This is a genomic window from Pseudoalteromonas sp. T1lg75, assembly GCF_002964705.1.
Lineage (GTDB): Bacteria > Pseudomonadota > Gammaproteobacteria > Enterobacterales > Alteromonadaceae > Pseudoalteromonas.
In genome coordinates this window covers 63,941-79,260 of sequence record NZ_PQCD01000036.1, presented here as the reverse complement: position 1 = coordinate 79,260, position 15,320 = coordinate 63,941, and the positions used below count along the sequence as shown (strand labels likewise).

The 15,320-nt window shown below is 47.4% G+C and carries 8 protein-coding genes; 2 read left to right on the top strand and 6 right to left on the bottom strand.

Features of this window, described 5'->3' with window-relative positions; genetic code table 11:
• Nucleotides 1-60 precede the first annotated feature (60 nt).
• The 5 genes from C2M36_RS09925 to metE all read right to left on the bottom strand — a co-directional run bounded on the left by C2M36_RS09925 (nt 61) and on the right by metE (nt 12,517).
• Complete coding sequence (locus tag C2M36_RS09925; RefSeq protein ID WP_442792650.1) at nt 61-5,415, bottom strand: RHS repeat-associated core domain-containing protein; 5,355 nt, start codon at nt 5,413-5,415, stop codon at nt 61-63.
• On the bottom strand, nt 5,331-7,634 hold the full coding sequence (locus C2M36_RS09920; protein WP_105254783.1) for a SpvB/TcaC N-terminal domain-containing protein: 2,304 nt from the start codon (nt 7,632-7,634) through the stop codon (nt 5,331-5,333). The genes C2M36_RS09925 and C2M36_RS09920 overlap by 85 nt, the downstream gene beginning before the upstream one ends.
• Nucleotides 7,635-8,009: 375 nt before the next feature.
• On the bottom strand, nt 8,010-8,849 hold the full coding sequence (locus tag C2M36_RS09915; protein WP_105254782.1) for an isopenicillin N synthase family dioxygenase: 840 nt from the start codon (nt 8,847-8,849) through the stop codon (nt 8,010-8,012).
• Between the two features lie 230 nt (nt 8,850-9,079).
• On the bottom strand, nt 9,080-10,123 hold the full coding sequence (gene pyrC / locus C2M36_RS09910) for a dihydroorotase (RefSeq protein WP_105254781.1): 1,044 nt from the start codon (nt 10,121-10,123) through the stop codon (nt 9,080-9,082).
• Nucleotides 10,124-10,243: 120 nt separating this feature from the next.
• Nucleotides 10,244-12,517: a 5-methyltetrahydropteroyltriglutamate--homocysteine S-methyltransferase gene (gene metE, locus C2M36_RS09905; RefSeq protein WP_105254780.1), complete on the bottom strand. Its 2,274-nt coding sequence runs from the start codon at nt 12,515-12,517 to the stop codon at nt 10,244-10,246.
• A 301-nt stretch (nt 12,518-12,818) separates the two neighbouring features.
• Between metE and C2M36_RS09900 the strand changes: the two genes are divergently transcribed.
• A complete protein-coding gene (locus C2M36_RS09900) occupies nt 12,819-13,709 on the top strand; it encodes a LysR substrate-binding domain-containing protein (RefSeq protein ID WP_105254779.1) in 891 nt (296 codons plus the stop codon).
• A 256-nt stretch (nt 13,710-13,965) separates the two neighbouring features.
• Here C2M36_RS09900 and C2M36_RS09895 read toward each other — a convergent pair whose 3' ends face one another.
• Entirely contained in the window at nt 13,966-14,718 is a 753-nt protein-coding gene (locus C2M36_RS09895; RefSeq protein WP_105254778.1) for a Nif3-like dinuclear metal center hexameric protein, read from the bottom strand.
• 163 nt (nt 14,719-14,881) lie between these two features.
• Between C2M36_RS09895 and C2M36_RS09890 the strand changes: the two genes are divergently transcribed.
• On the top strand, nt 14,882-15,271 hold the full coding sequence (locus C2M36_RS09890) for a hypothetical protein (protein WP_105254777.1): 390 nt from the start codon (nt 14,882-14,884) through the stop codon (nt 15,269-15,271).
• Nucleotides 15,272-15,320 lie beyond the last annotated feature (49 nt).

Below are 15,320 nucleotides of genomic sequence, written 5' to 3'. Positions count from 1 at the left end.
ATAAATGACGATATAGCTAGGCTAAATAAACATAGTATTCTATACATAATCTCCTCCTAACTATTTTTCATAGATTCCTTTCTTATAAGGTAACGTATGTGGGCTTTCTTGTTGAGTTCCATACCCAACATTGTACAACTGCATAATAGAGCCAATAATTCTGATAGGGTTTAAAGTATTAAAACCACCAATCGCTGGCACTGGATCATATGGGTGATCCAAATATCCTTTATTTGATACGTTAGCACTTTTTAGTATCCGATTAGTAACCCATCTGTTATTTCCACCAGCATGAAAGGCAACTCTCATATTTGATAAGTTCCCCTCATTGTACCTAACAGCTTCGGAAAATATTATCCCTCCTTGGCTATGGGCGACCCAATTTACTTTCATTCCACTTGCTTGAGTTTTGCCTAAAACACTAGAAAACTGTTTAGTTATGTCGGTAGTCAAGCCAACTTTATCCCGCAAAGCTTCCCAGCTATCAGCCACCAACCCTTTTGTCGGATTATGAAATAAAGTGAACTCATTGATATCTTTGCCGTAGGCATGTCTAACATGCTCACCCATTAAACTTTTTGCACGATCCAAATTGTTAAGCATCCCATTAATTGCTGCATATTCCGTTGTCACTTCATCTACCGGAACTGGATTTCCCCATGCATCTAATTCAGTGTTCCACTCAACATGGTACAGGCCGGGTGATTCTTCTATATTACTTTTGTCTTGAGGAGAACCGATGTCCATCGTCTCAGTATTTTTATTGCTCCTACTACTGTTTTGCTCACCATTTGAAGTATTTTTCGAGCCACCAATCGTAATTGTCTTATTATAGTTTTCATCTTTAATTTGCTCTGTAGAGCAGACTAAAAATGTATCACAAACTCTCAAATACCCAGTTGGATCAATTCCTGCCATAGGATTGTTTAATATGTAAGAATAAGGATTTATTGATTGAGTATTTCCTGGCCCTTGAATAAACGGATCAACACTCAAGAACCGGCCGAGGTTATAATCGTACACCCGACCGTTCATATGGATTAACTCTTGCTCGTCTAAGTGCTCGTGGTCGGTAAAGCCGCGATAGGTGGTAGCATCGTCAATATCATTGAATCGTGCTTGCGTTTTAAGGCCACCACTTGGCTGTCGTGGCTTACCAAATGGATCGTAGTTTCGCTCAGCAAGCACGTTACCATTGCCATCGGTAAATAGGCGGTTTGAGCCCAATCTATCCGCGTGGGTGTATCTAACCTTAGCGCTTTCATTCGTTGCCTGGCTAACGATGGCAATATCGGCCACGTAAGCACGCCAAGTTGTTTTAGTGCCCTCGACCTCTTCTTCATAAAGCTTATCAACGTAATAAGTATCTCGGCTGCCGTTGGATTGCTTAAAGCGCATGTGGTCAGGACCGTACACGAAGCTGCTGGTTATGCCGTTTTTCACTAACTGTGTTGGCTTATCCAAACTGTTGTACAAAGCTGAGCTTAGGGTGTCACCACTGAGCATATTGCCGCGGTTGTCGTAGCTAAAGTTCTCCCACACGCCATTTTTAAATACACGTTTCACCGCATTGGGGCCACCACTTGCACCATTTACGTAGTCATACTGATTGGCATAATCACTTTTACTGGTGAAATTACCTATTGCGTCATAGCCATAGGAAGTTATTTCAATACCATTGACGCTATTGGATGTTAGGCGATGTAGGTCATCGTAAACGTATCTCTCATTAAAGGTATGCTGGTTACCAATGGCGCCCGTTGTTACATCCACAGCACGCAAATTTCCAAACCCATCGTAATCGCTGTAATTCAGGTGCATTACATTACTGCCACCCTTAGTTACCTGTTTGGTACCCATAGCGCTATCTTGGCTGTAGTGGAAGCTATTTTCAGATAGGCCATTCCCTAAGGTAGCAGCAGCAATGTTGCCAAACACATCTTGCGCGGTCACAGTTCTGAATGCATAGCCGTTTGCAGCGTTGCTAACGCTTTGGATGTAACCGTTGTCCTTAAAACCATACTCAATTGTCAGGTTATTAGGATAGCGAAGCGCTTTGACGCGGCCATAATTACCGTCGTAGAAACTAGTGAGAGTGTAACTCTTACCGTCGCCGGATATCTGGGTTGTGGTTGGTCTTCCAAACGCATCATAGCTATATGTACGGGTTACACCATTGCCTGATTCAGAATGCAATTGGCCAAGGCCATACGCGGCTAAGTCGTAGGTATAACTAAGCGTTCCTTCGGCTGTTGCTGAGCGGCTAACTACCCGCCCCAACTCATCTGTCACGTAGCTCACCACTTTGCCTGTGCTCTGCGTTTCTAATTGCAATTCACCGAAGCCATTATAGGCGAAGGAGGAGGTGCCTTGGTTAGGGTCGTCCACCCACACTTTGCGGCCAAAGGCATTATATTTGGCTGTGATTCTATTCTGATTCGCATCTTCGATAACAATAGGCAGTCCTTGGCCATTGTATGAGTAGCGAGTAATCCCAAGCTTTGCATCGATGGTTTCAATGAGTTGCTTACGACTGTTATAAGTGCGCGACATTGTAATACCGGCCCCATAACACCCCTCTTGCACATTAATATCCGTAACTAAATCGACATAGTCATAGGTAGTTGTCATATCGCCGCAGCTGCGGTTGGTGACTTTTTGTGTTGGTCGGTCGAGGGAGTCAAACCCAGAATAGCTTACACCGTAGCGAGTGCTGTCACTGTAATAGGGTTGCGATTCAAATACCGTGCGCCCAAGGCCATCAAAGTCGGTGTCGGTCAACACCCAGCTGCCGTCAAAGCTTTCTACTGCTACCCGCAAGGTCCGCCCAAGTTTGTCCTGATAGACTTTTTGAGTCGGTTGCCCTGAGGAAACCTTAAGTATTTGCTGAGCAGTGTTACTTGGCGCCTGAGCATCCGGCAATTGTACCGCAGTGTACACCACCGGTTGGCCATCAGTAACACTGCTGTAGGGGCGATAATAGGCGTCCAGGGTGTTGGTTGTTTCTAGATATGTAGAGCCTTGCAGTTGAATTCGCGTTTTTGTAACAAAGCCCGTTTTAGGGTCTGTATGTTGATAGCGTATATGGCCTTTGGCATTTTGGAGCTTATAAGGAAAATACCCATCGGCTGACTCTGTGGTGCCATTGGTTGAGTACGTGTATTGCTCCGAATTACGGCTACTTTGTACCCAAATACCGTCGCTGCCACGCACTTGTGCACTCACAGTTTTACTTGTCGGCAGTCCGTAGTCATTAAACGCCAATGATGTTGTATTGCCACGACCTGATGACGCAGTTAAAACGATACTTTGAGGTTTTCTGTTCGGGTGATACTGCGAATAGTCATTGGTGATCGAGGTTTTTGTATCTAATTCGGGTAACCCCACAACATTAAACGGATCGTTTACGGCTCTGTTACTTAACGCACTGGTTACCACCGTTGCGCTATCTAACTTGTCGAGCCACCAGGTAGTGAAGTTGGATGTAAATACCTTGCTGGTTGTTGTCGTTGTATCGCCCGTCTCATCATAAACAGTTTGAGCTCTCTCGGTCACATTCCCGTACTGGTCTATTGCCGACACAGATTCAACAATACGACTCAACTCGTTTTTTGATGCTAAGTCTCGGGTAAGGGATTCCTTGCCGGATAGATAAACGTGATTTAGGTTGCTCGCATTTAATTGCCAATCGAACTGACTGTAGTTTATGGCATTCCACTCCGTGGCTTTATCGCCCAGTGCTCCATTACTAAACTCACTGCGTTTAAACACAGCTTGACGATAAGGCTTGCCTTGGAACGGGAACGATTGTTTAAAGTCCGTTTGCGTTACCAAAGCGCGGTCTACATCTTCGACCATGATGCTTTTGAAGCCCATAAAACCACGACCCTCAGGGTTAAACACAGCATCTCTGTATGAATATTTAGTGGTCTTAACACCGCCAATGCCATTGGCTTGCGTAAATTCATTCACTACCAGCATGCTGGAAGAAAACTTGAACTCACTCCCTGAGATATTTTCTGACTCAACTGCATATAGCGCAAAGCCCGCGGCCCCTGCCCTACCGGAAGCCAAAGGTTTAAGTTTCCATGATGAAGTAAAGCCCACCCCATTTGTCACCGAGGAAAGGGTGTCAATGCTCTGATAGTTGTTCTGGTTTGCCGTTTTGGCAGCGCCCTGCCAACTGCCTAAATTACGGTTAATGTAAGGTACATTTTCAATGCTGCTATTTTGTACTGTAGAGCTAGATAGTCCTTCAGTGTCTAAATTCCAAACACAATTCGGGCGCTGACACTCAAACGTGGTGACCACATCAACCAATCCATCCCCCGTTGCATCCACGGCTGCATGCTGACCGGCCGCTGCAATAATGTCTGTTTGTAAAGTTTGCGCCGATGGAACTAAGTTTGCGTTTGTAGTGAAGGAAATCGCTTCAAATTGGCGCGCAGACACATCCAACTCATCACCTGGCAAGGTTGTCAACATATAGGCGTCGTACTGCCCTTGTACCAAACTCCAGAGCTGATTATCACAAAACCAGTCATTGGCTAAAATTTGCTGCCCGCCTTCCAAGCGCCAGTGTTTTTGCTGTGAACACGCCGAGGCCACAACATCCCGACCCACCATTAGCTCCTGTACGCCATCAGAGTTGTAGTCCATTGCAAATGTTCGACTTAACACGGGGTACATGACTGTGTCTGGCTCGTTCTGATAGGCCAAATAGCCTTTTAAGTACATGGGTAGTTTTATACCTAAATCATGCCACGTTGGGTCGAAAACCCCACCGGTATTCATCCGCACTGCCAGGTTGCCGATATTATTTATACTCATCCAATCAAGAAGCCCGTCTCCATTGGTGTCATGGAAAAAACCAATGTTTCCGTATGCCACAGCGTCATTGTGATTGAAGTGCCCCGTAAACGATTGCTCATTAACATTTATCCCACCTTGACCGTCAGGGCTAATTAAGAGCAACTTATCCGGGACAGATGCTGTACGCTTACCCGCAGATGAGAACAACACGAAGTCATTTGTGCCATTTCCATCCATGTCGCCAAGCGATTGTAAGTTCACAAAGTTATAAACAGACCCTGCACCAGTCCATCCCGCATTTGCGATCAACTCATGGGTTTGACTCAAGCTATATGGTGCACTCGGGTTCTGCGTATGGAAAAAGATAGTGATTTTAGTTTGCCATTCACTACCATCATGGTGCCTATATACAAAGTCTGGCCAACCATCACCGTTGAAATCAGCTAGAGCAATGGGCTCTTCTCGATAAGTCGATTTCGAAATGGGTGTCGTTATCCAATTGCTTTGCCCTGATAATTTTATTTGTAAATAATTCTCCGCGCCCCACCCGCCGGGTAGTGTGAAGAGATCGCTTTTGCCATCAAGGTTGAAATCAGCAGACAGGCACGTTGTACCAGCGGCCTAAAGCAGTAACCCGACTCCTCAGTTGTGAAGTGGGTGATATTCCCTTCAGCATTAGCTGAAAAACCCTGATTTCCATCATAAGCCGGCCAATCTCGGGTTCCATCACCATTGATGTCACCACGAGGCACCAAGTCAGCCACAAATGGGCGATTGGCAGGCGCGTGCTGTTGGCCATTGTTGTTAAACTCAATAGGTTCAAAACTGTATTTCGTTTGTGCTTCATTCCAGTTCAAGGTGGTAATGGGAAGACAAGCCCCACCGGGAGCGCACTGCTCAATTTCCCTAAGCAAAGACCGCTCAGTTGATAAACTGGTGTCGCCATAACTCAGGGTGTATGTATAAAGTATGTCGCTTGCGTGCTGCGCCACTATACTTGCTAAACGCTGGGTATTTAACACTCGGCCTTGAGCAATATAACTCCCGCGGATATCTGGACGAGCTTCATACTCAAAGACAACCTTTCGCCACCCCTTAGCAACTTCGCTATAGCCCGTATAAGTGATATCTTTGAGTAACACCTCCCCAAGGCCGTAAGTTTGGTATTCATAGTGAATATAATTTTTCACTGTAGCATCGTGCTCAAACGCTACCAGCCAGGCGTAAGAGGCTGATTGCCCCCCGTGAACAACACGGGAGTTGGACGACTTACCATAAGAAGCTGTACGACCATTCTTATACTCGGCTTTAAACCACGTTGAACTGCTATTAAGCGAACCATATTGAGTAATCCGTACGAACGAGTCGACTTCCGTGCGATAGGTTGCACCTGAAGCGCCATATGTTCCAGTTGCAACCATAAGCCGGCTTCCATCAAGGCACAGGCGGTCTTTAGTGGCGTCATAATTAGGGTTGTGGGAATAGCCATCTTGAGCGTTTGTAGCTGCGCATCGCGTGATTGAGGATCCCGCTGACAACCCCCAACCCACTCCCGCTACGCCATTGCCATTTCGAGATGAATAGTTAAGAGAAACCTGAGGCTGCATGCCCGCTCGCCCAGGGGGAGTCGCAATAGGAATGTGATACTTTGCTGCACCACCACTCACACTGGCTGAGCCTTTTATTGCACCCACAGAGTTAACAGTAGGGGCCGATGTATTCACGAAGGCAGCATCATTTGGTACTTGAGTAGTGGTTTCGGCGGCTTCGTTAGTCGCACTTTGTATTTGTACGAATATTGATTTAGTAGTCGTAAGCCCGTCTTGATCACTGATATTTAAATAAATATTAGTGCTACCTTCAGACGCACCTGCGGCTATATTCAACTGCGCGGTTCCATCTGCGACTGCAACTTCAAGAGCCTCAAACAGCGCCGCGTTGTAAGAACTCACTGAACCAGACAATGACGCAATTGGCGAGTCAACATCATCCAGTTGGAAATCTAGTGTGGTTTGTGCATTGATTGCCAACTCAGTTGAATTGGGGCCGACTATTACTGGGGCATCATTGACGCTGGTAACATCTAAACGAAAACTCGTATCCTGAAAAGATCCTTCACCATCTGAAACCCGTAAGGTAATATCCGATGAGCCAAATTGATTTGCCGTTGGAGTCAACGAGATTGAGCGTGTCGAGCCACTACCTTCAAGAATTACCGCTCCGAGAGGCAATAATTCAGTATTCGAACTATTTACAGCCGAAACGACCAAGTCATTAGCACTGGTTTCTTCATCACCGACTGTAAAGCTTACAGAAATACTATTGTCTTCATTGATGCTCTGATTCTCGATATGACTAATTGTTGGCGCATCGTTTGTGCATTCGACATTAAACTCAATCCGTTTGTATGTTGGTATTGGATAAGGGCCAATAATAACGGGGGGTTTTGCCTGTACACTCGGGTCGTTATTTGTGTTTCCTATTGAGCTGTAGGGGCCAGAGCCATCATATGCCTCTATCACTACAGTGCTAGAATCAATGCCACAAAATCCGGCATTAGGAGTATAAGTAATGTGTAGCTTGTAGATTGGATCAATTAAAATGACCCCATTTGTAGGTGCAACGTTAATATGATCAATATATTTGTATTCATTATTGGTGTCTACGAGCTGAGATACATAAATTGTCTCACTAGAATCTTCAATTAGAAAAGCCGTGTAATCCACGTTAACTTCCAAATCATCTTCCGCAGCAACTGCAAGAGAAATAGAAGAAAACAAGAGAAAAATTAAGACAGTATATAGGCGTGCAAGATTAAACATTTAATCATCATCCTTGAGATTATTTGATTCCAAATACCCGCGAACACCCTACAACCATTAACTTTCAACAGGCAGTTAATTTGTTACTAAAGTGTTATAGTAGCCAATATTGGTAAAAGCAAGAAGCTCTACTGGACGACTCCAGCTACATACACAAATAGCCACTTTCCCATTGAGAAAAAATCGGGACACCCATCCAAATATTTCCATGGCTTGCTCAACAAGGCGACTAGTCTAGAGTAATAACCCGTATCAAATAAGAAACTGGATGTGAACCTCCTGCTCCTTAATGCGCCTTGCTGATAAACTAAGCATTCAAGTCCAAAACAAAAAAGCCCGTTTTTAACGGGCTTTTTTGTGGTTGTTCTATGGGCGTTATTTTACGCCGAGTTCGCGCAAACGCTCCTGCAAATAGCTGTCGGCGGTGTAACGCTCAGACAACACCACATCCGGACGTGGGTGCAAAAACAGAGGTAACGAGATGCGCGACTTGGTCGAGGCCTTACCCGTTGGGTTAATAACCCTGTGTATGGTCGATGGGAAGTAACCACCAGAAGCCTCTTGCAGCATATCGCCGATATTGATGATCAGGTTACCAAAGTCGCTAGGGACATCCAGCCAGCCACCCTCTTTGGTTTGTACCTGTAAACCCGGCTCGTTCGCCGCAGGCAAAACGGTCAGCAGGTTGATATCGCCATGAGCGGCGGCACGAATAGCGCCCGGCTCTTCATCGCCCGTCATCGGTGGGTAGTGCAAAATGCGCAGCAGAGTTTGCTCCGAGTCCTTGATCATGTCTTTTAGGTCAATAGAGAACTTCGCCTGCACATCCGCCGGCGCATGCTCTTGTACCCAGCTTAGCAGTTCACTGGCAAACTCGTTGGCCAAGCGATAATACTCGCGAATGTTCGCTTCCAGTTGCTCTGGTACTCGGCCCTTAGGATAGACATGGTAGTATTCTTTGATGTCTTTAACCTTAAAGCCCTTGGCCACTTCACTGACCTCAGGGGGGAAATAACCGTCCTGAGTTTGTTTATCAAAAAGAAACTCATGCTTTTGCTCTGAGTTAAAAAAAGCCTGCCAATCCTGATAAATTGACTCCACCAGCGATTGTGGGATCGGATGGTTGGTTAACACTCCAAAACCGGTATTGCGAAGCGATTCGACAAATTCGGCTGGCGCGTTCGGCGATTGATAGTCCACTGTCGGTAAGTGCATGGTTATTTCACCTGTTTGTTATAGCGCGAGAAGCACTGACTGTGCTTAATTTTAGCGCCAGAGCTTAGTCAAAGCCACTCTATATCATAAGGACAATTGTCCGCTCGCGCCCGCACTGTGCGACTCGCTTGACGCAGATCAACACCCCATCCCCACCCTAGAGGTCAGTTCTTACGGGCATAAAAAAACCCGACAAAACATCGGGCTTTTTTACCATGGCGGGATAGACCTTAGTCCTTCACCTGCCAGTTCAGCATTTCACCGGCACAAATAGGAATGACCTTGTCTTCAGCCAACGGATAGCTTTGCGGCACTTGCCAAGGCTCACGTACTAGGGTCACTGTGTCCGTATTACGGGGCATACCGTAAAAATCTGGGCCGAAGTGGCTGGCAAAGGCTTCAAGCTTATCCAGGGCACCGGCCTGCTCAAAGGCTTCGGCATAGAGCTCAAGCGACGCGTGCGCCGTATATGCACCGGCACAGCCACAGGCCGCTTCTTTTTTGTCCTTAAGGTGTGGCGCCGAGTCGGTACCTAGGAAGAACTTGCTGTTACCACTGGTGGCAGCCGCAATCAGGGCTTCCTGGTGAGTATTGCGCTTAAGAATAGGCAAACAGTAGTAGTGTGGACGAATACCACCGGCAAGCATGTGATTGCGGTTATAAAGCAGGTGATGCGCGGTAATGGTCGCCGCCACATTGGCTGACGCCGAACTCACAAACTCAACGGCATCCTTGGTGGTGATGTGTTCTAACACCACTTTAAGCTCAGGGAAGTCCTTCACTACCTTCTTCAATTTGGTTTCGATAAAGACCTTTTCACGGTCGAAGATATCGATGCTGGAATCGGTCACTTCACCGTGAACCAACAACAGCATGCCCACTTCCTGCATGGCTTCAAGCACAGGGTAGATGTTTTCGATATCGGTCACACCCGAGTCCGAGTTGGTGGTCGCGCCGGCAGGATACAGCTTAGCCGCAACGATTTTACCCGATGCCTTGGCCTTGCGAATTTCATCCGCCGTGGTGTTATCCGTTAGGTAGAGCACCATCAGGGGTTCAAAATGCGCCTGTGGCCCCGCAGCCATAATGCGATCACGATAAGCTAGCGCCGTATCGGTACAGGTCGCCGGTGGTACCAGGTTAGGCATAATAATGGCGCGGCCCATATAGCGGCTGGCGTCTCTTACCGTGTCTTTTAGTTGTTCGCCATCACGAAGGTGAATGTGCCAATCATCAGGACGAGTAAGGGTAATACGTTGCGGGGTATGTGTCATTGCGCTTATCCACTAGAAATTTTGTGTGATCTTAGGGGGGAAGACAGTGAAAGTAAAGGGTGAGAAAGGCTTAAAAAAGAGCGGACATTTATAACGTCCGCTCTTTTATGACTCTTTTTACTAGGCACTTAACTCCTGGCGCAATTCCTTGGTCGCAATGACCATGTTTTGCAAGGCCTCACGAGTTTCCGGCCAGGCTCGCGTTTTCAAGCCGCAATCTGGGTTAACCCACAGACGCTCAACCGGTACTTTCGCTGCGGCCTTGTGGATCAACTCCTTGATCCATGTGACCTCGGGCACATTCGGAGTATGGATATCATACACCCCAGGGCCAATATCATTAGGGTAATCGAAGTGCTCAAAGGCATCGAGCAGTTCCATATTAGAGCGCGATGTCTCTATGGTGATCACATCCGCATCCATGGCGGCGATGGCGCCAATAATGTCGTTAAACTCGCTGTAACACATATGGGTGTGAATTTGCGTGCTGTCATCTACGCCACTGGCCGACACACGGAACGCATAGGCCGCCCAATCAAGATACGTTTGCCACTGGCATGCCTTCAGTGGCATACCCTCGCGAAATGCCGGTTCATCTATTTGAATCACCTTGATGCCCGCATCCTGCAGATCCACCACCTCGTCGCGCAGCGCCAGGGCGATTTGTTTGGCAATAGTCGGTTTATCCAGATCATCGCGTACAAAGGACCAGAACAAAATGGTCACAGGACCGGTCAGCATGCCCTTCATATGCTTGTCAGTCAGCGACTGGGCATACTGGGTCCATTGCAAGGTCATGGGGGCAGCACGAGACACATCGCCCCAAATCAAAGGCGGCTTCACACAACGGGTACCATAGCTTTGCACCCAGCCAAACTGGCTAAAGGCAAAACCATCGAGCAATTCACCGAAGTATTCAACCATGTCGTTACGCTCCGCCTCACCATGGACCAATACATCTATATCCAATGCTTCTTGCTCGCGCACCGCATATTGAATTTGCTCCTGCATCTGCTGCTCATATGCCTCGGCACTCAAATCGCCTGCCTTAAAGTCGCGACGGGCCTTACGAATGTCCGCCGTCTGCGGGAAGGAGCCTATGGTGGTGGTCGGCAACAAGGGCAGTTGCAAGGCCGATTTCTGTGTTTCGGCACGCAGCGCAAATTCGCTGCGACGTTGACCGTGATCCAAACTTAACTGAGCCACACGCTGCTGCACTTGTGCGTTGTTTACCCTGCTTGAAGTACGACGGTTTTTCACCGGTGCACTATAAGTGTCGATATCTTGCGTGTTGCTGCGCTCCAAAGCCACTTTCAGCAAATTAAGCTCTTCGCCTTTTTGCTTGGCAAAGGCCAGCCAGCTTTTCAATTCACCGTCCAGCAATTGCTCTTGATCCAAGTCCACCGGGGTATGCAATAAAGAGCAAGATGGCGCCAGCCACAGCGAATCGCCACGACGCTCAGCAACCTCTTTCACTCGCTCATAGATGGCACTGAGATCGGCGCGCCAAATATTACGGCCGTTGATCACCCCAAGAGACAACACCCGCTGCTCGCCAAGCGCCGCATCCAGTGCTTCGATATTCTGCGGTGTGGCCACCAGGTCGAAATGGGCGCCATCAATGGCATACTCACTGATATCTTCCAGATAGGCGCTCACCTCATCAAAATAGGTCGCCAACAGCAGCTTCACGCCCTGATTTGCCAAGGCGGCGAAGCTTTTAGTTAAAGCGCTGCGGTAGTGGGCATCCAGCTCCAAGGCCAAAATTGGCTCATCTATTTGTACCCACTCCACTCCTTGTGCCGCCAACTTGGCCAGCACCTGTTGATACACTGGCAATAGACGTTCCAACAAGCTCAGCTTATCGAACTCTTCCCCGGCGCACTTGGCCAGGTACAAATAAGTCACCGGGCCAACCAGCACGGGCTTGACCTTATGCCCTAAATTCTGCGCTTCTTCTACCTGCTCAAAAAGTTCGTTAAAGCTCAGCGCAAACTGCTGCTCGGCACTTAGCTCGGGCACAATATAGTGGTAATTGGTATTAAACCATTTGGTCATCTCACTGGCGGCACAGGCGCAGCCCGTTGGCGCGCGACCGCGGCCGATACGGAACAGGGTGTCCAGTGCATTGCTGCTGTCGCTTTGATGGCGCGCCGGAATGGCTCCTACCAGCATAGAGGTAGATAAAACCTGATCGTACCAGGCAAAGTCGCCTACCGGCACAAGCTCTATGCCGGCCTCGCTTTGCATTGCCCAATTTTCTTGGCGGATTTGCGCACCGCGCTGGCGCAGCTCTTCCTGAGTAATATCGCCGGCCCAGTAGGCCTCGATAGCAAATTTCAATTCGCGGCGTTTGCCGATACGGGGAAAACCTAAGTTATGTATACGTGCCATGATGTAAATATCCGTTTAGCTGTTTAGATGGCCAAACATTACCTCTCAGATCTTGGGGACACAAACGAAGCTTACTCACATTGCTAATGAATTAAATTCATATCAGCGCGTTAACTCACCGCTGAATAAATTTAAAAACAGAGAAAATAGACATTTTTCACAATGAATTTTATCTTTTAATAGCCAACCGAGTATAAAAGTGATAATTTTTTAGCCATCTAGACTTTTATACATTTATCCAGCGCGGTTTAGTCGCAATCATTATGAGATATGTGACTGGCTTTTATGAGATTTACTAAAGATGATTGAAATTAAACACCTTAAAACCATAGCCACCTTGAAAGAAACCGGTTCTTTAGTGAATACCGCCCGTGAATTATTTCTAACCCAGTCAGCTTTATCACATCAAATCAAAGACTTGGAAAACAAGCTGGATTGTCAGCTGTTTGAGCGTAAAACCCATCCGGTGCGCTTTACCCCTCAAGGCATGCTGCTATTGGAACTGGCGCAAGAGGTGTTACCTAAGGTCGAAGCCACCAAATGCCGCCTTAAAGAAAGTTTAAATCAGCCTATTTCGCAACTGCGCCTAAGTGTGGAATGCCACGCCTGTTTTCACTGGTTGCTGCCGACCATTAAGGAGTTCAATAATTTCTGGCCGGATATACATGTGGATTATGAACGCGGGTTTAGTTATGACGCCATTCCCGAGTTGCTGGATGGTGATTTAGATCTGGTCCTGACTTCGGACATTCGTGAGCCGGATCGCTTGGAATTTGCCCATTTGTTCGATTTTAAGCTTAAGCTGATCGTGGCACCGGACCACCCCTTGGCCAACAAGGCCTATGTCACCGCCTTGGATTTAAAAGACGAGACCATCATCTCCTACCCTATTCCGCGGGAGCGCCAGGATATCTTCAAACACTTTATTCAAAATGCCCGTTTTGATGGCACCTTAAAAACCGTGGATCAGGGCTTGTTGATTTTCCAATTGGTCAGTGCAGGCATGGGCGTGGCCGCCCTGCCGGATTGGTTGGTGACACCCTATGAAGCCCAGGGCTTGATCAAGTCAATTCCTTTAGGCGCCCTGGGATTGAACCGCCCCATGTATTTGGCGATGAAAAAAGAAATGAAGGATAACCCGGTTTATCGTCACTTCCTCAATACCTGTAAGCAAAATAACAGCCGCAAATAAGCCAGTGCAACAACAGTAAAAAAGGAGCCTCTGCTCCTTTTAATACCAATTCTGTTAAGTATGTGATCAGATATAGCGCTGGATAAATGATGTGATAACAAGGCGGAATTTTTCTTATGTAGTTATTCTCGGCTTTGGCTCCTGCGCCGCTCTACCGCCTACATCCGTGTAGGCGTACATAGAAAAATTTCAACACAGTTAGCACGATATTTAGCCCGCTAGGGTGATTAGCTATTTAAGTGAATTGGTATAATCTTTATACCGGATTGTCGATGTCAATAAAGGTTACATCCAAGCCGAATTCATCCGCTAAGAATTCCCCCAACGCCTTAGCACCATAGCGCTCGGTGGCGTGGTGCCCGGCGGCAAAGAAATCTATGCCCTGCTCGGTGGAACTATGTATGGTTTGCTCCGAAGCCTCGCCGGTCAGGTAGGCATCCAAACCTTGCGCCGCCGCCAGGTCGATATACCCCTGACCACCGCCGGTACACAGGCCGATGGTTTCAATCACATCCGAGCGCACCACTGAGCTGAGCGGCGTGCGCCCGAGCACGGTTTCGATGCGCTTGGCAAACTCAGCACCGCTGACCGGCGTTGTGAGTTTGCCCCACACCGGCACGCTGGTCGCTCCCGGCTCCATGCCGCCCTGGATCTCGATGCCCAATAACTTAGCGAGCTGAGCGTTGTTGCCTAACTCAGGGTGCACATCCAAAGGTAAGTGGTAGGCGAACAGGTTAATATCCGCCGCCAGCAGCGCTTTTATGCGGCGCTTTTTCATGCCACTGATGGTTTGTGACTCACCCTTCCAAAAGTAACCATGGTGTACCAAAAGCGCATCTGCTTGCAGCTCCACCGCCTTGTCCACCAGGGCCTGACTGGCGGTCACTCCGGTGACGATTTTTTTGATCTGTTCAGTGCCTTCCACCTGCAAGCCATTGGGACAAAAGTCTTTGATCTGCTCCGGCGCCAGCTTGGCATTCAAAATAGCGAGTAGCTCATTGCGTTTCATAATCACCTCATGCACCTAATTTAGGCCTAAATTCTCCCGTCATTGGCGGAAAAAATAAAGGAAATTAGTAATTTCGCCACAAAAAATTGAAAATCTTGGGACAAATGGGTATAAATATAAACTTGTAATAAAATTAACCTGCGTTAACGACTAGGATCTTTTGATGAGTAAACTAGACAAAACAGAAGTGTTAGCTGCTTTTGAAGCTGCTTATGAAGCGGCGAATGGCAAAAAGCCAGAAATCACCACCAAGCCTGGCTGGTACAGCATTGATGGCGGCAAAAACATGCGCCTTGCTGACGTAGCTGCTCTCACTGAAGAACTCACTTCTGGTAAAACAGAAACGGTCGCTAAAGCAGAAGAAAAGGCACCTGCCAAAGCAAGCAAAAAAACAACAACCAAAAAAGCAGCTCCTGCGGCAAAACCTACCGAAAAGAAAGCTGCCTTTACTGTCGTAAGTGAAAACAAAGAAGGTTTCACTGCCGAAGAATTTTGGATTAAAGAGCTTGCAGAGAAAGACCACGACTGTCGCCTACCGCGCGGTGTTGTGTAATTCATCTTCTGCTTTAATAAAAAAAGCCGCTTTGAGCGGCTTTTTTTAT

Coding starts and splice junctions, on each gene's coding strand:
- C2M36_RS09895 (WP_105254778.1), bottom strand. CDS start 14,718: ATGAAACGCAATGAGCTACTCGCTATTTTGAATGCCAAGCTGGCGCCG.
- C2M36_RS09900 (WP_105254779.1), top strand. CDS start 12,819: ATGATTGAAATTAAACACCTTAAAACCATAGCCACCTTGAAAGAAACC.
- C2M36_RS09915 (WP_105254782.1), bottom strand. CDS start 8,849: ATGCACTTACCGACAGTGGACTATCAATCGCCGAACGCGCCAGCCGAA.
- C2M36_RS09920 (WP_105254783.1), bottom strand. CDS start 7,634: ATGTTTAATCTTGCACGCCTATATACTGTCTTAATTTTTCTCTTGTTT.
- C2M36_RS09890 (WP_105254777.1), top strand. CDS start 14,882: ATGAGTAAACTAGACAAAACAGAAGTGTTAGCTGCTTTTGAAGCTGCT.
- metE (WP_105254780.1), bottom strand. CDS start 12,517: ATGGCACGTATACATAACTTAGGTTTTCCCCGTATCGGCAAACGCCGC.
- pyrC (WP_105254781.1), bottom strand. CDS start 10,123: ATGACACATACCCCGCAACGTATTACCCTTACTCGTCCTGATGATTGG.